Below are 21,620 nucleotides of genomic sequence, written 5' to 3' on the forward strand. Positions count from 1 at the left end.
AATACACCCTCTAAGTCCGGTTTCTCAAAACAGCTCTGCCATACATAACGCAGATAGCTCCGGACGAACTTCGGAATCTGCCATACATAACGCAGATAGCTCCGGACGAACTTCGGAATCTGCCATACATAAGGCATGTATAAGGCAGATTCGGAAGTTTTGGGATTGTTTACAGCGAGCTCGGGGAGATTTCTCCAGCGATCGATGTGTGCATCCACTTGCCGAAGTCGGCTCCGGTCACGCCTTGAGACAGCAGGAACATGATTTTCGCATACGTGGCTTCCAGCGTCATATCGCCAGATCCAATTGCGCCGGCGCGTGCGATCGCATCACCCGTCTCGTAATGGCCGAGCAGTACTTCCGCCTGCTGGCACTGCGATGCAATCACAACGGGAACGCCATCATGCAGCACGTCGGCAATCACGTCAGTCAGTCCAGGCTCGTCGCTTGGCACATTGCCGACGCCGTACGCACGCAACAAAACCGCTTCCGGCCGCGGCGTAAGCATCGCTTCCAACCGTGCCGCGGAAATGCCGGGTGCCATATCGATCACCGCAACATCATGGCGAGAGTAAGGCTGAGGCGACGTCCAACCGCAGCCAACCGCAGCGGAATCGCCCGCATACCAATGCCATGGCGTGCCAGTGCGTGCCAGCGGGCCGACGGAAGGCGCCGAAAAACCTTCAAATGCCCAGCTCGACGACTTGCTCACACGATTGCCCGCAAACAGGTGATGTCCAAAAAACAGTCCCACACCGTGGAATCGTCCGCTCATCGCGGCATTCAGCGCGCCCGTGACATTCGCAGTGGCGTCCGACTCGATCTTGCCAAGCGGATGCTGTGAACCCGTGAAAATCACCGGCTTGCCAAAATCAGCCAACGCATACGCAAGCGCGGCGCTCGAATAGCTCATCGTATCGGTGCCATGCAACACCACGAACGCGTCGGCATCATCGCGGTGCGCACGCAAATCGTCGACCATCGTCTGCCAATTGTCGGGAGTCGCATTCGACGAGTCGATAAGAGGATCAAGCTCGGTGAACGTGAACAGGCTCGCGTCCATGTGCGCGTCCTCCAGCAGACGGAACAGCCATCCGCGAGTGTCGGCGCCCGGAATCAGGCCGTTCGGCGAGTCAATCATGCCGATAGTGCCGCCGGTATATGTGATGTGAATGCGCATTGCCACCTTCTTACGATTGCCTGGTACTTAATAAGTACTTGCTTGCGATTGCGGGATGGACGAATTCCGATATTTCGGATTCCTACATCCCGCGATTCTGCGACTACTTGCGATTGTACGTGCATCTGCCGCGCTCATCGCGTACGATTAATGCAGCCACACGTTGGATTCATCTGGATTCAGCGCAAACACCAACGCCAGTGCGCACAAGGCGAAGAAGTCGTAAGAAAGTGCATAAGCACCCCTGTCGCAAATGCAGGGAATGCATTAGGCTAGAGCGCGTGATTGAAACTCATGAACTTCGTATTGCTGTAATCGGCGCCGGCCCTGCAGGCGTCTACTCCTCTGACATTTTCCTGCGCCAGTTGAAGAAGCTCGGCGAGGAGCTCGGCCTCGGCACTGCCGCCCGAATCGACCTGTTCGAAAAGCTGCCGGTGCCGTTCGGTCTGGTGCGCTACGGCGTGGCCCCCGATCATCCGTCCATCAAATTCATCGCGTCGGCACTCGAAAAGACGCTCGACAATCCGGACATCCACCTGTACTGCGACGTGGAATTCGGCAAGGACGTGACGCTCGACGAACTGCTCGAACGTTACGATGCCGTGCTGTTCGCCACCGGTGCCGTCGAAGACAAGCCGCTTGGACTGCCGGGCGCCGATCTGGACGGCGTGTACGGCGCAGCCAAGTTCGTGGAATGGTACGACGGTTATCCGACCGGCGCTCGCGAATGGCCGCTTGAAGCTGAGGAAGTCGCCGTGATCGGCGGCGGCAACGTGGCCATGGACGTGGCTCGCGAGCTCATGCGCAATGCCGATGATCTGAAGGAGCGCACCGACATTCCGGACAACGTATATGAGGGCATCAAGTCCAACAAGGCTCGCGTGCTGCACTTGTTCATCCGTCGCGGTGTGGCGCAGGCCAAGTTCTCCGTGCAGGAATTGCGTGAGATGGAGAAGCTGCCGGGAGTGCAGCTGATCATCAACGAAGACGATTTCGATTTGGATGAAGACACGATTGAAGAGGCCGGCAAAGACAAGCTGACTCGTCAGATGGTCGAAGAGCTGTTCACGATTCGTGAGATGGCGGAAGACATGGAAGATGACGGTGACGTGGATTATGAGGGTAATCCGGCTGACCGCAAATATTACGTGCACTTCAATTCCGCTCCGGTCGAAGTGTTGGGTGAGGACGGCAAGGTCGTTGGCATCCGTGTGGAAAAGACCGAGACATCGGCGGACGGCAAGATGAGCCGTACCGGCGAATTCGAAGAGTATCCGGTGCAGGCTGTGTACCATGCGATCGGCTACAAACCGGCCACCGCGCCGGGCATTGCGTACGACGAGCGTCATGCGCACTTGGCGAACGCGAACGGTGACGGTCGTATCACTACGGCCGCTGAAGCCACGGATGAAGTGCGCGAGCGTCTGTATGCGACCGGTTGGGCGAAGCGTGGTCCGGTTGGCCTGATCGGCTCCACCAAGTCCGACGCACTGCTGATCGTGACCAATATGCTGGAGGATTTGTCGAAGGCTGCTGAAGGCGGTCGTGTGGCTGCCGATCGTGATCCGGAGTCCATCGACCGGCTGCTGGAATCGCGCGGTGTCAAGCCGATCGACTTCGCTGGCTGGAAGAAGATCGATGCGTTCGAACGTGCCGAGGGTGCGAAGGAAGGCCGTGAGCACAAGAAGGTCATCGATCCGGAGCAGATGCGCGCCCTGGCTCACGCTTAAGGTGGGTGTTTGGGATCTGATCTGATAGGTCCCAGGTTTCTTTCATGCGTCTTGGATGTCCGATTCTGGAGAATCGGTCACCCAAGACGCATTTTTTATCCTGTGCTTGTCTGTTTCTGGTGAATCGGACATCTGGAGTGTTCGAAACATGTTCTGTATGTCTGTTTCTGGTGAATTGGACATGTGATGTGGACGAAGGACTTGCTACTTGTCCGATTCTCCCGATTCGGTCGCCCAAAGGCCTCTTGGCATGCATCGGATGTCCGTTTCTGCAGAATCGGATATCCGGGGAGAAGCTGAGCATGCGAACTTCCGCAACTGCCCCCTAGTCCTTTCCGCAGTCCAGTCTCCAGCACATATCCAGCAAAAACTCAGGCTCCGTTTCTACGCTAGTGACCATGAACGGCAAATTGCGGGTGCATGGCCATTGCAATGGCTTGAAGACAACGCTGTTATTCGCGTTGATGTGGGGCGTCATCATGCTCATTTGGTGGGCGACCGGTGGCGGCCAGCGTACGCTTGGCATCTACATTCTCATCGGACTTGGCTCAACGTTCGCATCCTACTGGTTTTCCGACAAACTTGCGATCGCATCCATGCATGCGCAGGAAGTCAGCGAGCAGGAAGCGCCGGTACTGTACAAAATCGTGCGCGAACTATCGGCGAAGGCGGGCAAGCCGATGCCGCGTATTTATATCGCCCCAACCATGAGCCCCAATGCGTTCGCAACGGGACGCAATGAACGTCATGCGGCGGTCTGCTGCACGCAGGGCATTCTGCAGATGCTGAACGAACGCGAGATTCGCGGCGTACTTGGGCACGAGCTCATGCACGTGTACAATCACGATATCCTGACGTCCGCGATCGCTTCCGCAATGGCGACGGTCATTTCGTATCTCGGCTATTCGCTCATGTATTTCGGCGGCGGCAATTCGCGTGACGATCGCAATGGTTCATCTTCTAACGGTCTTGGATTGCTGGGTGTGCTGTTGAGCGCGATTCTTGCGCCGATTGCCGCTTCGCTTATTCAGATGGCGATTTCGCGTACGCGAGAATATGATGCCGACGAAGATGGTTCCATACTTACGGAAGATCCGGAAGCGCTCGCGTCCGCATTGAATAAGATCTCGAACGGCGGTGAGACGATGCCGATGCAGAAGACTGCCGGTACGCAGTCGGTTGCTGCGATGATGATTGCGAATCCGTTCTCTGCGGAAGGTTTTTCTCGCTTGTTTTCCACGCATCCGGCGACTGAGGATCGTATTGCCCGGTTGATGCAGATGAGTCAGGAGATGAAGGCGCGGGGCGTGCAGTCCGGCTATTTGGCTGGCGGTTATGCGACGAGCGGGTATGCTTCGGCGGATAACCGTCGGCAGGATGGGGATGTCTCTGGTGCCGGCTTCGGTGCGGGTGCAGGGGGATACTCCGGTGGGGGCTATTCGCGAGATTATTCGCAGAATCCCGTACAAGGCGGGTATGGTCGCTGATCGACGGCAATTGCAATGTCCGCAGGTTGCGCAAGCCCATGTGATTGCATAGGATTCCGCGCTGATTCTGTTGCGAGTTGTGTGCGTTTCCTGTTGTTGTTTCCTGCGGTGATGCATTGCAGAATATTCTGATGTCATCTGATGAGTGACATTAATGCTGTTGTGGTTGTTGCGCGTTGATTGATATGCGATTTGGCAAGTGGGTGACGGTATCGAATATCGGTCGATGGCCGTGAATCCTGCGAATGCATGCTAGACTAAATGATTGTGTCCAAAAGGCACATTTTTTGCGGATGTAGTTCATCGGTAGAACGAAAGCTTCCCAAGCTTTAAAGGCGGGTTCGACTCCCGTCATCCGCTCCATTCGAAACCCTTGGAATCGTTGGAATTCCAAGGTTTTTTCTATTGTCGTAAAAGACCCGTGAAGCCAACTTCGCGTCGCGCAACTGTCGGTTGCGTCGCAAAATTTGGTTGCGAATCGCAATGCAACCGCAAGATGGTGGCGTGGAACGCGACGTTTGTGACAAGCTGCTGATGCTTTGCGACATGTTCGGTGTGACGTTGGATGATTTGGTCATGGGCGACGTGTGCGCGTCGGCGGGCCGTGGAGGTGCGGGACGCGTGGGGCTGTGTGGATGCGGGACGCATGGACTTGGCTGCCGATACGGCTGGTGTGGCAGCGTCGGATGGGGTGGTTGACTCTGCTGTTGGTGCGGTTCCGGGGGTAATCGGGTTCGCGGCATCGCAGGTTGCAGGAGTGTCCGATTCTGCAGAATCGGACACTCGTGGAGGGCGATGGGTAGGCTGGAGCCCGTGAACACGAACCAGAAGTCCCCCTCCGATTCCGGCGCAAACCACCCCACCGGCAACTCCTGCAATCCGCTACTCGGCCATGCCATATCACACGCGGCGACACTCATCGGCCTGTTCGCAATCGTCCTGTGGGGCTTCATGGCCGGCCTCGTGCGACTCGTTTCCGAATCGTTCGGCGCCACGCTCGGCTCGGCGCTCATCTACACTGTCGGCGGCATGCTCCTGCTCATCGTGCGACGGCCGAAACCGATTAGCCAAGCGCCACGCAAGTACCTCGTCGCAGGCGGACTCATGTTCATTGCATACGAGACGTCGATCTCGCTGTCGATCGGTCTGGCCACAACGAACGCGCAATCTGTGGAAGTCAGCCTCGTCAATTATTTGTGGCCGACGCTGCTGGTACTGATGACCGCCGCCGTGTCGCACAAACGCGGCTCGGTCTCCGAAGCGCTGCCGGGTGCAATCGTAGCCACCGTCGGCGTGGCAATGGCGGTCGGCGGTGAAAACCTTGACGTGCAGGAAGCGGTTGCCAATATCGCCAGCAATCCATTGCCGTACGCGCTCGCGTTCGCAGGCGCCTTTATTTGGGCGATTTACGCGACCGTGACGCCATCGATGTCCGATGGTTACGATGGTACGACGATTTTCTTCTGTTGCGTTGCTGTTGTGCTGTGGATTATCCATTTCGTTTCGGGCGACGGTTTGCCAGCTGTAGCGCCTGGCATCGGCGGCTATATTTCGCTGCTCGCATGTGCCGCGTCGATTGCTGGCGGCTACGCGTGCTGGGGGTATGGCATGCTACATGGCAGTATGGAAACGCTTGCGATCGGTTCGTATGCGACGCCGCTGTTCTCCACTGCTTCCAGCACGCTCCTATTGGGCGTGACGTTGGGCATGCCATTCTGGATCGGTGTCGCGCTGGTGGTGGTCGGCTCGCTGATCAACGTGTGGTTTGCGCGACGCCGCTGATTGTCCGATTCTGCAGAATCGGACGCTTGTTGGTGTGTGAGGAGGCGACATGTGGGGTAGTGGCGGCGCAGAGGAGCGCCGGGATGGCGCAGCGGTACGTAAGGGAAGTGACCGGGCAAGACAATGCCCTTACGCATCCACGCTAGCTTAGGTTTTTGCCGGCTGGTATTTGGTGTGTGTTGCCGTTGGCGGTGATGGTGATGCGTCGCCAATGACGCGTCCATGTGTGCCAGCCGAAACCGATCTAAACCGGCTTAAACCAGCCCGTTCAAATCCACCTCGTCACATCACCTTGGTGGATTCCAGATTGCGGCTCACCCAGTTGTTCAACCGGATCACCGGCTTGCGCAACACCAATCCCAGCAGCAGCGAAGGAATCAGGAACAAGGCGAGATACACCATGTCAAGCAGGTACTCATTGCCGTACGATCCGGCCATCGCGGCGTGCATGGCATCGATGGCGTGCGGGAACGGTAGGAACGGGTAGAGCATTTGGAAGAACTTCGGCAGTGTCTCGATAGGGAACGTACCGCCCGAGCCGGCGACCTGCATCACCAGCAGCACCACGGCCACGGCCTTGCCGATATCGCCGAACGACACGGTCAGCGTATACACGATATTCGAGAACACGAGCGCGGCAAGCCACCCCACGGCAAGGAACTGCAGCGCATGATTCGCCTGCACGCCAAGGAAATACATGTCACCCAGGCAAACCAGTGTGCCCTGCAGCAACGCGAGCAGTGCGAAGATCGCGTACCGTCCGAAATACTCGTGGTCGAGGCGCAGTCCCCAACGTGAGGCGTTCCCCGGGCCGGACGGGCCGGCGACGCGCGGCAGCGTGTCGCCCAAGCCCAGCACATGCGCCTTCTCGCGGTTCGAAATTGTCACTTTCAGCATGGCGCACAGGATGATCGCACCCACCCAGATTGACAGGATCGTATAGAACGGCGCCATGGCCGAACCGTAGTTCGCGATCGGGTACACTGAGACGCGATGCAGTGCGACGGGCGCGGAAATCAGCGTGGACAGTGTGGACGCGTTGGCGGTGGCCAGTGCACGTAGTTCGTCCGATTCACCCGAATCGGACGAACTGGCGTCGTTGTCACCGTCGCCACCATCGCTGTTGCCGTCACCGGCGTTCCCGCCCGTCTCCAGCTTCGTGATCAGCTCCTTCACCGTCGCTGCCGACGAGTCGAGTTTCTTCGCGATCGCGCCGAGCGTGGAACGGATGGATGTCACATTCGTCCCCACGTCGCCCGTCACATCGTCCAGATCGTCGGCGGTGCCGCTCAGCTGGGTGATCATGCTGTCGGTTTGGGAGATCAGCGTGCTGACTGTGGAGGCGAGCGCGTCGATTTTCGGCTTGACGTTCGTGGCGTAATCGTCGCGCACATTGCTGATCGACTGCTTCGCGGAGGTGATGCGGTTCAGGATCTCCTTGCGGGAGCGTTCCGCGGCTGCGGTATCCTGCGTGACCTGCGTGGAAGCGTCTTTCAGCTGCTGCGCGAGCTTCTGCGAATCGCCTTTGGCGGCTTCCAGCAGCGTGATCTCCCGGTCGATGGCTTCCAGCAGTGCCTGTTTCGCGGAATCACTGTCCGGTAGTTGTTCCACCGATTCGTGCATGTGGTTGAGGCTTGTGATGTACGTGTCGTACAGCGATTCGCTGCTGGAGACTTGTTCGCTCAACGTTGTCAGCTGGCTGGCTGCGGTGTCTGAGTCCTTGCCGATCGCGTCGAACGCCTTGTTCACCTTGGCAGCTACTTGGTCGAACGCGCCTGACACCTGGTCGAGCGCGGTGTTCACTGAGGAGGTGACGTTTGCACCTGCCGAAGTGAACGACGTGGCACCTGATTTGCCTTGCTTCAACGCGTTCCGGGCCTGTTTGCCCGCCTTGGTCGCCGAGGCGAGCAGTTTGCCCGTGGAATCCACGATGTCGTTCGCCGAGCCGAGCAGCTGCGAATACGACGTTACCTGCTGCGATGCGCCGCTCAGCGTATCCGCCATGGTGGTGAGATTGCCGTTGAGGTTGCGCATGTATTCGGCCATTTGCGGGCTTTGCGAATAGTGTAGGATGCTTGAGGCCAGGTCGAGTCCGACTTGCGCGATCGTTTTGGCGAAGGTTTTGTCGATTGTGTTGACCACGGTTGTCGCGCCCTGATCGGTGATATGCGGGGCGATCGGGTTGATTTTCTCGTTCAGATAGTACTTGAGCTGCGCGTGTTTGATGTCGGGGGAGAACAGCGTCATCATGTCGGCGCTGAAACCTTTCGGAATTACGATCGCCGCATAGTATTCGCCGGATTTCACCCCGTCGATTGCCTTGTCGCTTTTCACGAATTGCCAGTCCAGCTGGTCGTTGGCGTGCAGTGTGCTGATGATGGTTTCGCCCACGTTGACGCGCACCGGTATGAGATCCGACTTGTAACCCTTGTCGTTATTGGCCACGGCGACCTTCAATGCCTTGGTGTTGCCGTAGGGATCCCAGCTGGCCGCGATGTTGAACCAGGCGTACAGCGCCGGTACCACCACCAGGCCCATCGAGACGATCACGGCGATCACGTTGCGGGTGGCGTGGCACATGTCCCGCTTGAAGATGCCCCAGATCATTTTCACTGTTCGTTCCCCTCCTCACGCAGACTCCTGCCAGCATTTCCGTCCGTGTTTCCAGCCGCATACTCAGCCGCATGTTCAGGCGCATGTCCGGCCGAACCACCATGCGCAGCTTCATACAGCCTCGTGCGTACGGCATGCATCGGCTTGTAATGCATGCCCGGCCGGAATAGCAGGTTCTCGTGCAGGATCGCGCTGCGGAACTCTTCCGCACTCATCGCTTCCTCGCCCAGATAATTCGCATACCGTTCGCGCAGATACTCCACCACGATGAGATACGTGTCGATGGCGATGATCGAAATGATCCAACCGAGCAGCATGGCGAGCTTCATGCGCGTGATGAATAGCAACAGCAGGAACACGAACGGCAGTACCGCCAGCGCGAGGAATCCCCAGCGCACCAGGCGCGGGTACAGGCGGAAGAAATGAATCGCCCGTCTGCGGGCGAGTTCGGGGAACTCCTCGGCGATCTGCTGCGCGGTCTCGGTGAGCCGCAACGGTTCCACCGTGCCTTCGTTATGTTCGGTGATCATCAGATCAGTGTCCGCCAGACGGTTGTCGAACAGGCGGTTGAGGTTCAACGCCAGCTTGCGGACGACCAAGCCGATGAACAGCGCCACAGGCAGATACCAGAACAGCGAGAGCATGTCGATCCAATAATGGTTGGCATACATGCCGCCGATCGGCCCGCGCATCGCGTTGATGCCGTAGGTGAACGGTAGGAACGGTTTCAGACGGCGGAAGAATTCCGGCATCATCTCGATGGGGTAGAGGCCTGCCGCGCCCGGAATCTGGATAATCACCAGAATCACGGCGACGGCCTTGCCGATATGCCGGAACGCCACGGCGAGCGCGTAAATGATGTTCACGTAGACGAACGAGGCGAAAATGCCGGCGAGGATGAACAGGAACGGATGCTCGCATTGGATGCCCAGCGCGAGATCGCCGATCGTGGCGATGATCGCCTGCAGGAATCCGACCGTGACGAACAGCAGCCAACGGCCCATATAGCCTTGGCGTGGCGTGTACATGCGGATCTTCTCATCGCGGTCCACTTCAAGCTTGTAGATCGCGACGAGCACGAATCCGCCGACCCATAGCGCAAGATTCGTGTAGAACGGCGTGACCGCGGAACCATAGTTTTTGACCGGGTAGAGGACCTGTTCGTCCAAATGCACCGGCTCGCCCACGAACGAGCCGACCTCGCTCGCGTCAAGTCCGAGCGCTTGGGAAAGCTGCTGGAACATCGCCGAACTGCTCAACGCGGCCACATCGGTGCGCGTGGTGTTGAGCTGTTTGGCGAGATTGGCGAGCTGCGTCTGCGTGCCAGCAATGGTGGTGTTCGTTTGGGTCACGGTGCGCGACAACTGGTCGAGCAGCCCGTTGCCCTGTTCCAGTGTGCTTTGCAGCGTGGTAAGCGTGCCGGACAGCGACCCATTGGCCAGGCTGAGTGTATCGAGCCCGGTGTTGAGATTCGGCATGACCGTGCCGGTGATGGTCGTGCGTGCGCTCGCCATCGACGCCGTGCCGTTTTTCGCCAGCGTGGTGACATCGTCGTTGAACCCGTTCGCGGTGTTCTTCCCCGCGTTGATCGCAGCCGTGGTGTCCTGATCGAAGGCGTCGATGCGCTGCTGCTGGAACGTCAGCTGTTTGCGGGCTTCGGCGAGTTGCGCGGAAAGATCCTTATACGTTTGGTTGTTCGGATCCAGCTGGCTGGCCTGCAACGCCTTCTCCACGCCGTCGAGCACATTGCCGGTGGTGGTGTTGACGTGATGCATGGTGCTGGACACTTGGTCGAGCGCGTCCTGCGTGGTGTTCAGTCCGCTGAGCACGGTGCCGGTGGCATTGCTCACGTTGACCTGCAGACCGGACAGTTGCGTGCTGCCGTTGTCGAGCGCTCCGACCAGCGTGTTCGAGAATCGTTCGGTTTGTGTGCGCGTCTCGCTCAGCAAGTCGGACGCCTTGCCGACGGTGTCAAGCGAGTTGGTGATTCCCGAGGCGAGCGCGATGTTGGACTGTTTGGCCGAATCGATGGTGGTGAGGGCCTTGTCGAGCGTGGAACGCGTGCCGCGCAGCTGCTGTTGGACGGTTTCGAGCTGGTTGATGGTGTCGGTCAGATCGTTGATGACGTCGCTTTGCGCGCTTTTCATGCTGCCGGTGGTTTCTCCCGCTGCCTCCTTCACTTCCTTCGCCACGGCGTCGGCCACGCTGGAAACGAAAGTGGTGTTGATCTGCTCGTCGATCGTGGTCGCACCCGTATCGGTGATTTTCGGCGCGATCGCGTTCAGCTTTTCGTTGATGTAGTACGTGATCGACGGTCGGTCGCCTTTACCAGTGACGGTGCCGATGAGTCTGGAGCTGAAGTCTTCCGGCAGTACGATCGCCGCATAGTATTTGCCGGATTCCACGCCTTCGATGGCTTGCTGCTCGGGAACGAAACGCCAGCCGAGCTGATGGTTCTTCTTAAGCTGGTTGACGGTTTGCTGGCCAGCGTCGAGATGACCGACCAGCGTGGAGGTTGTGCCCTTGTCCTCGTTCGCCACAGCGACCTGGATGTTGCCCGTGTTCGCGTACGGGTCCCAGTTGGCGAGGATGTTGCACCATGCGTACAGTGATGGGATGATGGCCACACCCAGCGTGACGACGAGCGCCACTGGGTTCTTCAGAATGCGTTTCACGTCTCGAAGGAAGATGGCGAAAACCTGGTGCATCAAGCCTCCTCGCGGGTATTGGTCGCAACATCTACGTGCGGCGGCATGCCCGTGCGGGAATACCCGGTTGGGCTCTTCGTCGCGCGATCCGGTGGATATTCTATGACTTCCGATGGAACGATCGCAATGGTTTCGCCCTGTTTAATGGTCGGTCCCGCAAATGTCGGGATATGAGACGAAAACGCTCGGCATATGGCCCTAGTGGGGCGGGCGACCTGGATATGGAGCGGACGGTCGGGAAAACGGAAAGGAAAGATGGCGAATGTTGTCACATGATAAGTGGGATAGGGTCGGGCGATAATGGAGGCATGACTATTGCAACGCCGGAACGTTATGCGCAAATGCTGGACGCCGCACGCCGCGGCGGTTACGCCTATCCCGCGATCAATGTGACCAGCACACAGACCCTGAACGCCGCACTCCAGGGTTTCGCCGAGGCGGAATCCGATGGCATCATCCAGGTCTCCGTAGGCGGCGCCGCCTACTTCTCCGGGCAACGCGTCAACGACCGCGTCACCGGCTCGCTTGCCTTCGCAGCCTTCGCGCACGAAGTCGCGGCGAAATACCCCAACATCACCATCGCCCTGCACACCGACCACTGCGCCAAACAGTATCTGGACGAATGGGTGCGCCCCCTGCTCGACCATGAAGCCGAACAGGTGAAGCACGGTCAGGAACCGACCTTCCAGTCACACATGTGGGACGGTTCCACAGTGCCGCTGGGTGAAAACCTCGACATCGCAGAAGAACTGCTCGACAAATCCCAAGCCGCGCACACCGTGCTGGAAATCGAAATCGGCGCGGTCGGCGGCGAAGAAGACGGGCACAGCGCCGAAATCAACGACAAACTGTATTCCACGCCCGCGCAAGGCATCGCCGTCGCGCAACGACTCGGCCTTGGCGAGCGCGGACGCTACATGGCCGCCTTCACCTTCGGCAACGTGCACGGCGCATACAAACCGGGCGTGGTGAAACTGCGCCCCGAACTGCTCGACGAAATCCAGACCACGGTCGCGCTCGCGATTAAGGCCGGCGAAATGCCCGACCCCGCGCACTCGCTGGATGTCGCTCCCGGTAAGCCGTTCGCCCTGGTGTTCCACGGTGGTTCCGGCTCCGCGCCGGAGGAGATCGCGCAGGCCGTGAGCTACGGCGTGGTGAAGATGAACATCGACACCGATACGCAGTACGCATTCAGCCGTGCGGTGGCCGGTCACATGTTCTCCAACTATGATTCGGTGCTCAAAATCGATGGCGAGGTGGGCAACAAGAAGATGTACGACCCGCGTTCATGGGGGCGCGAAGCGGAAAGCGCCATGGCCGCACGCGTGGTGGAGGCTTGCAGGCAGCTTGGCAGCGCGGGCAAGGCGTTGAAGTAGTGTGATGCCGCACGCGCCGCGTAATGCATGCGGCGTGTGGCGGCACGGTGGGTGTGTCGCGTTGTATGAGACGAAAACGATGGAACTGACTAGTTTCAACGGCCGATCGGTGCATATCCGGCAGATATCCGGTAGAGGGCGCAGGATAGTCTTTGTAAGGCCTTGGTAAGGCTTTGAGGCGAAATCGCATACGCGCGGAGGTGCAACAACATGCCTGGAATTGTTTTGATCGGTGCCCAGTGGGGAGACGAAGGCAAGGGTAAGGCGACCGACCTGATCGGCACGAAGGTCGACTATGTTGCCCGCTTCAACGGCGGCAACAATGCGGGCCATACCGTGGTGGTCGGCGACGAATCGTATGCGCTGCACCTGCTGCCCTCCGGCATCATCAGCCCGACCGCGACTCCGGTTATCGGCAACGGTGTTGTTGTTGATCCTGAAGTGCTTTTCGAAGAGATCGACGGCTTGGAAAGCCGCGGTGTGGACTGCTCCCGACTGCTGGTGAGTGAGGGTGCGCACATTATTGCGCCGTATCATCGTGTGCTTGATAAGGTGACGGAACGTTTCCTGGGTAAGCACAAGATCGGTACCACCGGTCGCGGCATTGGACCTGCGTATGCCGACAAGATTAATCGCGTGGGCATCCGCGTGCACGACCTGTTCAATGCGAAGCATTTGCACGACAAGGTTGAGGCAAGCCTGCATCAGAAGAACCAGATGCTGGTGAAGCTGTACAATCGTCGTCCGATTGATGTGAACGAAACCACGGATGAGCTGCTTCGTCTTGGTGAGCGTCTGAAGCCGTATGTCGCCAACACTTCGCTGGTGCTGAACAAGGCGCTTGACGAGGGCAAGACCGTGCTGTTCGAGGGTGGTCAGGCGACCATGCTTGATGTGGATCATGGTACGTATCCGTTTGTGACTTCGTCGAATCCGACTGCTGGCGGCGCGTGCACTGGCACTGGCGTTGGTCCGACCAAGATCAGCCGTGTGATTGGTGTTTCTAAGGCGTATGTGACTCGCGTTGGCGAGGGGCCGTTCCCGACAGAGCTGTTTGGCGAGGATGGCGATTGGCTGCGTGCGCAGGGTCATGAGTATGGCGTGACTACGGGTCGTCCGCGTCGTTGCGGCTGGTTCGATGCGGTGGTGAACCGTTATGCGGCTCAGGTCAACGGTTTGACGGATATTGTGCTCACTAAGCTTGACGTGCTCACCGGTTTGAAGGAGATTCCGCTGTGCGTCGCTTACGATGTGAACGGTGAGCGTCGTGACGATATGCCGACTGATCAGGCTGAATTTGCTGTAGCGAAGCCGATTTACGAGAGTATGCCAGGCTGGTCAGAGGATATTTCTCAGATTCATGATTTCAATGATTTGCCGAAGACCTGCCAAGATTATGTGAAGCGTCTTGAAGAGCTGTCTGGTTGCCGTATTTCTGTGATTGGTACGGGTCCGCAGCGTGACCACATTATCCAGATCAACTCGCTGCTCGACTGATTGATGATCTGATGGGTGATGCCAGATGATGTTGCTGCCCATCAGATGTGTGCCGGTGGGCTTTGCGCCTGCCGGCATTTTTGTTGTCGTACGTGTGCTGTCCAAATTTGTCCGATTCTCCAGAATCGGACGTCCGGAACGTAGGAGAAGTGCAATAGCTGTCCGATTCTCCAGAATCGGACACGCGAGGTATGCAGATAGGAGAACCAAATGCCTCAGTCTCCCTCTATCAACCCGCTGATCCCACGCTTCAACCAGCTGAAGTGGAAAATGGCGGGTGCTGGCGTTCTTGTTGGCCTTGTTTCTGGCCTGCTGGTGGTTCTCTATCGTCTCGGCATCGAACAGGCCACTGCCGCGGCCCGATGGATATACGCGCAAATCCGTGAAACTCCGTGGCTGCTGGCGCCGTGGTTCGTCGCAGCCGTAGCGGCGTCCGCCCTTATTGCGTGGATGATCGCAAAAGAGCCGATGGCATCTGGCAGCGGCATTCCGCAGACGAATGGTGTGGTGATTTGCGGCTTGCGGATGCGTTGGCAGACGATTTTGCCGGTCCGTTTCGTCGGTGGACTTTTTGGTGCTCTGTTTGGATTGTCGTTGGGTCGTGAGGGCCCGTCGATTCAGATTGGCGCTTCGGGCGCGCAGTTCCTGTCGCATCGGTTGCGTGGCAGGCGTCGTGAGGACGTGCAGGAGCATTATTTGGTGACGGCTGGTGCCGCGGCTGGCTTATCTGCCGCATTCAGCGCTCCGCTTTCCGGCATGATGTTCGCATTGGAGGGAGTACATCGTAGTTTTTCTCCTGCGATTCTGATGGGTGCGACGGCGGCTTCATTGACTGCCGATTGTGTGTCGAAGTACTGTTTCGGTTTGCGTCCGGTGTTGGATTTCGGTGATATCGGTCAGCTTTCGCTTGACGAATACGTATGGCTGATTCCGTTGGGTTTGATTGCTGGTTTGGTTGGTTCGATGATGAACCGGTCGCTGCTTGGTTTCCAGACGTTATATGGTCGTGTGCCGCTGCGATTCCGTCCTGTTATTGCGATCGCGCTTGCTTTGCCGGTTGGGATTTGGATGCCTGATGTGCTCGGCGGTGGTTCGAATCTGATCAGCATGGCTGAGCATGCGAGTGTTGGCTTGGGGATGTTGTGCCTACTGTTTGTGGTGAAGGTGCTGTTCACAAGCACGAGTTTCGGATCGGGTTCTCCGGGCGGTATTTTCATGCCGATTCTTGCGGTGGGTGCGCTTGCTGGTGGTATTTGCGGTGAGATGTTGCATCAGTGGGCTGGCCTGTCTTCTGAAGTGGTTGCGATTTTTGCCGTCTGCATGATGACCGGTACGTTGGCTGCGTCGGTGAAGACTCCGATTACGTCGATTCTGCTGTCTGTTGAAATGTCTGGCACGTTGACGCATATGCTGCCAGTTGCTGCCGTTGCTTTTATTGCGTTGCTGGTTTCTGATTTGCTGCGTACGAAGCCGATTTATGGCGAGTTGCTGGAACGCTACATGCGTGCGCAGGGTGAGGATACGAGGATTCCGAGCCAGGTTGGTAGTGGCGTTATGGAATTGCCGCTGGAGATGGGGGCGATTGCGGACGGACAACGTGTGCGCGATGTCGCGTGGCCGTCGGGTTGTTTGATTATTGGCTTACGGCGCGGAGAACGTGAGATTGTGCCTCGTGGCGACACGTTGCTGCGTGCCGGCGACTATTTGGTGGTGCTGTTCAGCGGCGAGGAGGAGCGTGAGGCTCGCCCTGCGATGCGGAGGCTTTGCGACGCTCCGCTCACCTAGCCATGTGTGCACCGTAAGTGTCCGATTCTGCAGAATCGGACAACCGTAGCGTGAAAACTGTGGTTTGGATGTCCGATTCTGGAGAATCAGACATTGAATGTGTCGTAATCCTGCACTGTTTGTCCGTTTCTCCCGAATCGGTCAAGCAAAGTGTGTTTTCCGTATTCTGCTTGTACGATTCTGGTGAATCGGACGTATATGGCATGCAAAGTGGGGGCTGAATGTCCGTTTCTCCCGAATCGGACACTTTGCGTACGCGTGTAGCGTATGCGTGTAGACTCGTATACGTTAGGAAGGTGGCAACTGCGGCCAGCTCGTTGTTGCACGGCCCGTATTGCGGAACGATGTCGTCCGCAAGAGCAGAGGCCAATACAAGGGAGCGCAATGGAATCGCAAAAAAGTGAGCCTGGATTCTCGCCAAATGCGGGTGACGATCCGAATCCTGCTACGGAGTCGATCGACCGGACGGAAGTTACCCGTGTCGGCATTCGACCGTCTGGAGCGGCTGCAGCGCCGAATCCGCCGCAGATTCCACTCGCTCCGATGAAGCGTGTTCAGGCACGGTTCAATCCTTTGGCGGATGGACTGATGTATCTGGTTGTGTTTATCGGCGGCTTTGTTGGCGTTGGTTGCCGCCACGGATTGGATATGTTGCTGCCGTCGGTGAACGGCACGCCTTTTGTTGTCGGCACATTCGTTTCGAATATGCTTGCGTGTTTTCTTTTTGCGATGTTGACCGAATATATGACGACTGCATCGTGGTTGCGTCGTCGGGTTCGACAGGCGGTCAGTCGCGGTGTTGGTTTGGGTTTTCTTGGCGGATTGTCGACGATGTCGGGAGTCATGCTTGAGATGATGGAGGGGCTGCGCGAGCGTCACGTGGCCAGTGCGTTCGGCTATCTTGCAGGAAGTTTTGTCGGTGGTATTGTTGCAGCTTTGGCTGGTGTGCTGGTTATGCGGTGGCTTTTGGCTAAGGGAACGCGAAAACGTGTGCGAGACGCACATTTTGTGTCCGATTCTCCAGAAACGGACAACCAGAGGACGAAGATGCGCGCTCAGATGTCCGATTCTCCAGAATCGGACAAGTATGGTGCTGAAAGTACGGTTTGGATGTCCGATTCTGGAGAATCGGACATTCTGGGTGCGGAAATGGGCGCCGGCGGTGTGAAACACGTGAAGGTGGCGGATGTGGCGCATTCCGCGGCCCAGGCGGCGCTTGAAGCTGCACAGATTGCGCAACGTGCGGCACAGCAGGCGTCCCAGGCTGCGCAGTCGCCATCGTTGGCGTCGCAGGCCTCACCGATTCTGACAGCGTTGGAATCGCAGACACCGGAAGCGGATACACGTATGCCGGCGTCCACTGTGCATTCCACCGTGCAACTCACAACGCAATCCACAACGTATTCCACGACGCAATACAGTGTCCAGCCGAGCACTCAGCCAATCGTTCCATCATCTGCGTCCGCGGATTTGCCGAGCTTCGAGCCGAAACCGGTGACTGCGGAGATCCCGATGGTACCCGATCCGACCACGGGGGAGGTTCATTGATGATTTGGCTGATTTGCGTGTGCGGCGGCTTGGGTGCCATGGCCCGTTACGTGCTTGACGTGTCGATCCAGCGTAGTTGGAACAACTGGCGCGGTCAGAATCCTAATTTCCCCATATCCACGCTCGTCATCAACGGCATCGCATCCCTGTGCGCAGGCATCGCCATGATGTCGTACTATTCGCAATCGGTTGACATGGACACGACCATGATGTTCATCGTGGGATTCCTTGGCGGATTTTCAACGTTTTCCACTGCGATCAACGAGGTGCTTTCGCTGATCCGCACACGCAAATTCGCGCTGGCGATCGGCTACGGGATCGCTACCGTGGCAGTGCCGTTGATATGCGTTGCGATCGGTTTCGGTATCGCGATGCTGTCCAATCCCGCGTAATTGCCGTGTTTTTCGTGCATTGTGATATTGCGATTGCGATATCGCAATCAGGTAAGGCGTCGGCTTCGTGCCGACTGCCTGATCTGACTGCCACGCAGGCGTGACGGCGTAGCGCGCATATAAAGCGCCAGAGTGCGTAAACCGTGAAAACGTCGCAAAGCAAGCGTGGGAATCGCGGGCTTTGCGCCGCTTCTTTCGTTGTACTGTGCTGCCGTTTTCCGTGTTGTGTGCGGCATGCGAAAATCTGTATCGATGTATATGCCGGTAATCGTCAAATGCAACCCGACAAAAATTCGATAACAAAAAACCAATAAAGTGATATTAAAAAAGAAAAGCATGTGGAAAATCGATATTGAAAATCAAGTAAAAGGATAACCTCGTCAAACGGCATGCGCACCAAGGTGTCGAACAGGTTCGAGAGTATGTAAAATGGTTGCAATATCTCAAAAAAAATCGTATCTGCGACGTGCGGAAGTGCGATAAATGCGACGAAAGCTAAATAAAGTGCGAAAGGCAGCGCACGATGAGGAGGGTACGATCATGGTCGGCATGCGCGATGTGGCGAAGAAGGCCGGGGTGTCCCTGAGCACTGTCTCGCTGGTGGTGAACGGCACCGGATATGTATCCAGCGATATGCGCGACCGTGTGCATAAGGCCATGCAAGCCCTCAATTATGTGCCGAACGAGCTTGCGCGCAACCTGTACCACGATCGCACGAATCTGGTCGGCGTCATCGTGCCCACCATCCGCCACCCGTTCTTTGCAACGTTTACCGCACATCTGCAGCACGCGCTCGCCGCGCAAGGACTGTGCACTATGCTGTGCTCCACCGCGGATGAGGCGGACGGCGAAATTCAATATGTCGACATGCTGCGCAGGCACATGATGGACGGCATCGTCATGTGTGCGCACACCTCGCATCCCGGCGATTATTGGACGTCGATTCACCGTCCGATCGTCGCGTTCGACCGCGTGCTTGGAGACGGTATTTCGTCGATCGGATCCGACCACGAGCAGGGTGGTCGGCTGATTTCGCAGATGCTGATTCGCAGCGGCGCGCGTCATGTGGTGATGATTGGCGGCCCACGAGACCAGTTCTTCGATTTGGCGGCGCGTGGTGAAGTTGGGGAGGGGTCGTTCGATTTAGGGAAGACCACGTTCCCGACGGTGCGCTACTACCTCACGTTGGAGCAGGAATTGACCGCCGCGGGCGTGAAATATGAGTATATCGAGGCTGGCGAGGTGATGGATTTCGCCGGTTATCATCGCGCGGTCGACAAGGCGCTCGACGGGGTGGCGACCGACGGCGTCGATGCCGTGGTCAGTTCCGATATTGGCGCGGCTTTCTGCGTGCGCGAGGCGTTGGGTCGCGGAATTTCGATTCCAGGTGAGTTGCAGGTCGTCGCCTACGATGGCACATATTTGACTGATTTGGCCGGCATGAAGCTGACTGCGGTCGCACAGGATTTCTCGGCGATTGCGCAGTCAGCCGCCGCCCATGTCGTGCAGGCGATCGCTAATGAGGAAGCGGCCGCAGTCAACGCCTCGCGCAAGAACAAGCCCAAGCCATTCGAGCCGAACGTGCTTGTTCCCATGGCGTTAGTGCCAGGCGATACCACGCGTTGATGCTGCGCGTTGGAACGCTGAGTGGGGATCGGACAGGCTGGGCTGCATAGAACACCGCATCAAACCGGTTCGACACGCGCATTCCGCTGTGTGACTGGACATTGACGCCTCTTTTGCGGTAATATCGAACCGGTTCGATACATACGTGAGTATGCAAATACGTAAACAGCAAACAGGCAGACGCGCACACATTGCACCCGCACCCATGAACCAAGGGAGGTCCCATGAAAAACAAAGTGCAGCTCATCACCTACGCCGATCGCCTCGGCGACGGCACCCTCAGCTCGATGACCGACATCCTGCGCACCCGTTTCGACGGCGTGTATGACGGCGTGCATATCCTGCCGTTCTTCACTCCATTCGACGGCGCGGATGCAGGCTTCGACCCCATCGACCACACCAAGGTCGACCCGCGCCTCGGCGGCTGGGACGATGTCGCCGAACTTTCCAAGACCCACGGCATCATGGTCGACGCCATCGTCAACCACATGAGCTGGGAGTCCAAGCAGTTCCAAGACGTGCTTGAAAAGGGCGAGGAATCCGAGTATTACCCGATGTTCCTGACCATGAGCTCCGTCTTCCCGAACGGCGCCACCGAAGAGGATTTGGCCGGCATCTACCGTCCGCGTCCGGGCCTGCCGTTCACCCACTACAAGTTCGCAGGCAAGACCCGCCTGGTTTGGGTCAGTTTCACCCCGCAGCAGGTCGACATTGACACGGATTCCGACAAGGGTTGGGAATATCTGATGTCGATTTTCGATCAGATGGCCGCATCCCACGTCAGCTACATTCGTCTCGACGCCGTCGGCTACGGCGCTAAGGAAGCCGGCACAAGCTGCTTCATGACTCCGAAGACGTTCAAGCTCATCTCCCGTCTGCGTGAGGAGGGTGTCAAGCGCGGCCTGGAAATCCTCATCGAAGTGCATTCCTACTACAAGAAGCAGGTTGAGATTGCGTCGAAGGTCGATCGCGTCTACGATTTCGCGCTTCCGCCGCTGCTGCTGCACTCGCTGAATACCGGTCACGTTGAGCCGGTCGCGCATTGGACCGACATCCGTCCGAACAATGCCGTCACCGTGCTTGACACGCATGATGGCATAGGTGTGATCGACATCGGCTCTGACCAGCTGGACCGTTCGCTCAAGGGCCTCGTGCCTGATGAGGACGTCGACAATCTCGTCAACACCATTCATGCGAACACTCACGGCGAATCGCAGGCCGCTACAGGTGCCGCCGCATCCAATCTTGACCTGTACCAGGTCAACAGCACCTACTATTCGGCGCTGGGATGCAACGACCAGCACTATATTGCGGCTCGCGCAGTGCAGTTCTTCCTGCCGGGCGTTCCGCAGGTCTACTATGTTGGCGCGCTTGCCGGCAAGAACGACATGGAACTGCTGCGCAAGACCAACAATGGCCGCGATATCAATCGCCATTACTATTCCACGGCTGAGATCGACGAGAATCTGCAGCGTCCGGTAGTGAAGGCACTGAACGCGCTTGCCAAGTTCCGCAATGAGCTTGATGCATTCGACGGCACCTTTTCGTACAGCGCCGACGGTGACACGTCCATCAGCTTCACGTGGGAGGGCACGACCACTCAGGCCACGCTCACGTTTGAGCCGGGCCGTGGTCTTGGTGTGGAGAACACCGCGTCCGTCGCCACGCTCGAATGGCGTGATGCCGCCGGTGAGCACCGCACGGACGATCTGATCGCCAATCCGCCGGTCGCGGCCTGATTCAGCCTCGCCTGATCCGGTCGCTGCCTGACCGCGCATAAATCCATAAATCTGTAATCGTCCTTCCTGTCACCTCTCCTTCAGGAAGGACGATTCGCATTTTCGTTTTTCCGAGAAATCGTCTTATCGGGAAAACAATTTTCCCGGGAATCAGCTG

13 protein-coding genes, 1 tRNA gene and 1 pseudogene are annotated in these 21,620 nt (G+C 57.7%); 12 read left to right on the forward strand and 3 right to left on the reverse strand.

Annotated elements, in window-relative coordinates:
* Window positions 1-169: 169 nt before the first annotated feature.
* Window positions 170-1,180: an asparaginase gene (locus WMO36_RS03240; protein WP_022244660.1), complete on the reverse strand. Its 1,011-nt coding sequence runs from the start codon at window positions 1,178-1,180 to the stop codon at window positions 170-172.
* A 281-nt stretch (window positions 1,181-1,461) separates the two neighbouring features.
* On the opposite strand from WMO36_RS03240, the gene WMO36_RS03245 reads away from it, so the two are divergent.
* The 5 genes and pseudogenes from WMO36_RS03245 (at window position 1,462) to yddG (ending at window position 6,179) form a co-directional block, all read left to right on the forward strand.
* Entirely contained in the window at window positions 1,462-2,910 is a 1,449-nt protein-coding gene (locus WMO36_RS03245) for an FAD-dependent oxidoreductase (RefSeq protein WP_226586349.1), read from the forward strand.
* Window positions 2,911-3,308: 398 nt separating this feature from the next.
* Window positions 3,309-4,397, forward strand: coding sequence for a zinc metalloprotease HtpX (htpX, locus tag WMO36_RS03250; protein WP_349076761.1), 1,089 nt, complete (start codon window positions 3,309-3,311; stop codon window positions 4,395-4,397).
* Between the two features lie 289 nt (window positions 4,398-4,686).
* A tRNA-Gly gene (locus tag WMO36_RS03255) sits at window positions 4,687-4,760 on the forward strand.
* A gap of 159 nt (window positions 4,761-4,919) precedes the next feature.
* Window positions 4,920-5,021, forward strand: a pseudogene (locus WMO36_RS08350) (helix-turn-helix transcriptional regulator); the annotation flags it as partial.
* Between the two features lie 189 nt (window positions 5,022-5,210).
* Window positions 5,211-6,179, forward strand: coding sequence for an aromatic amino acid DMT transporter YddG (gene yddG, locus WMO36_RS03265; protein WP_349076763.1), 969 nt, complete (start codon window positions 5,211-5,213; stop codon window positions 6,177-6,179).
* A 282-nt stretch (window positions 6,180-6,461) separates the two neighbouring features.
* Here yddG and WMO36_RS03270 read toward each other — a convergent pair whose 3' ends face one another.
* Window positions 6,462-8,786 carry a YhgE/Pip family protein gene (locus WMO36_RS03270; protein ID WP_349076873.1) on the reverse strand — a complete coding sequence of 775 codons (2,325 nt, stop codon included), beginning with the start codon at window positions 8,784-8,786 and terminating at the stop codon, window positions 6,462-6,464.
* 2 nt (window positions 8,787-8,788) lie between these two features.
* Window positions 8,789-11,500, reverse strand: a complete 2,712-nt coding sequence (locus tag WMO36_RS03275; protein ID WP_080789323.1) for a YhgE/Pip domain-containing protein — start codon at window positions 11,498-11,500, stop codon at window positions 8,789-8,791.
* A 308-nt stretch (window positions 11,501-11,808) separates the two neighbouring features.
* Between WMO36_RS03275 and fbaA the strand changes: the two genes are divergently transcribed.
* The 7 genes from fbaA (at window position 11,809) to gtfA (ending at window position 21,463) form a co-directional block, all read left to right on the forward strand.
* On the forward strand, window positions 11,809-12,876 hold the full coding sequence (gene fbaA / locus WMO36_RS03280) for a class II fructose-bisphosphate aldolase (protein WP_033499608.1): 1,068 nt from the start codon (window positions 11,809-11,811) through the stop codon (window positions 12,874-12,876).
* Between the two features lie 210 nt (window positions 12,877-13,086).
* The gene (locus WMO36_RS03285) at window positions 13,087-14,373 is read left to right on the forward strand and encodes an adenylosuccinate synthase (RefSeq protein WP_349076766.1); all 1,287 of its coding nucleotides are present in this window, start codon (window positions 13,087-13,089) and stop codon (window positions 14,371-14,373) included.
* 210 nt (window positions 14,374-14,583) lie between these two features.
* The gene (locus tag WMO36_RS03290; RefSeq protein ID WP_294450609.1) at window positions 14,584-16,158 is read left to right on the forward strand and encodes a ClC family H(+)/Cl(-) exchange transporter; all 1,575 of its coding nucleotides are present in this window, start codon (window positions 14,584-14,586) and stop codon (window positions 16,156-16,158) included.
* 384 nt (window positions 16,159-16,542) lie between these two features.
* Window positions 16,543-17,706 carry a fluoride efflux transporter FluC gene (locus tag WMO36_RS03295; RefSeq protein WP_302694765.1) on the forward strand — a complete coding sequence of 388 codons (1,164 nt, stop codon included), beginning with the start codon at window positions 16,543-16,545 and terminating at the stop codon, window positions 17,704-17,706.
* Complete coding sequence (locus WMO36_RS03300) at window positions 17,706-18,098, forward strand: fluoride efflux transporter FluC (RefSeq protein WP_302165658.1); 393 nt, start codon at window positions 17,706-17,708, stop codon at window positions 18,096-18,098. Before WMO36_RS03295 ends, WMO36_RS03300 begins: the two co-directional genes overlap by 1 nt.
* Before the next feature lie 540 nt (window positions 18,099-18,638).
* Window positions 18,639-19,724, forward strand: coding sequence for a LacI family DNA-binding transcriptional regulator (locus WMO36_RS03305; protein WP_349076769.1), 1,086 nt, complete (start codon window positions 18,639-18,641; stop codon window positions 19,722-19,724).
* 224 nt (window positions 19,725-19,948) lie between these two features.
* The gene (gene gtfA / locus WMO36_RS03310; protein WP_270838833.1) at window positions 19,949-21,463 is read left to right on the forward strand and encodes a sucrose phosphorylase; all 1,515 of its coding nucleotides are present in this window, start codon (window positions 19,949-19,951) and stop codon (window positions 21,461-21,463) included.
* Window positions 21,464-21,620 lie beyond the last annotated feature (157 nt).

The organism is Bifidobacterium hominis (genome assembly GCF_040095915.1).
Lineage (GTDB): Bacteria > Actinomycetota > Actinomycetes > Actinomycetales > Bifidobacteriaceae > Bifidobacterium > Bifidobacterium hominis.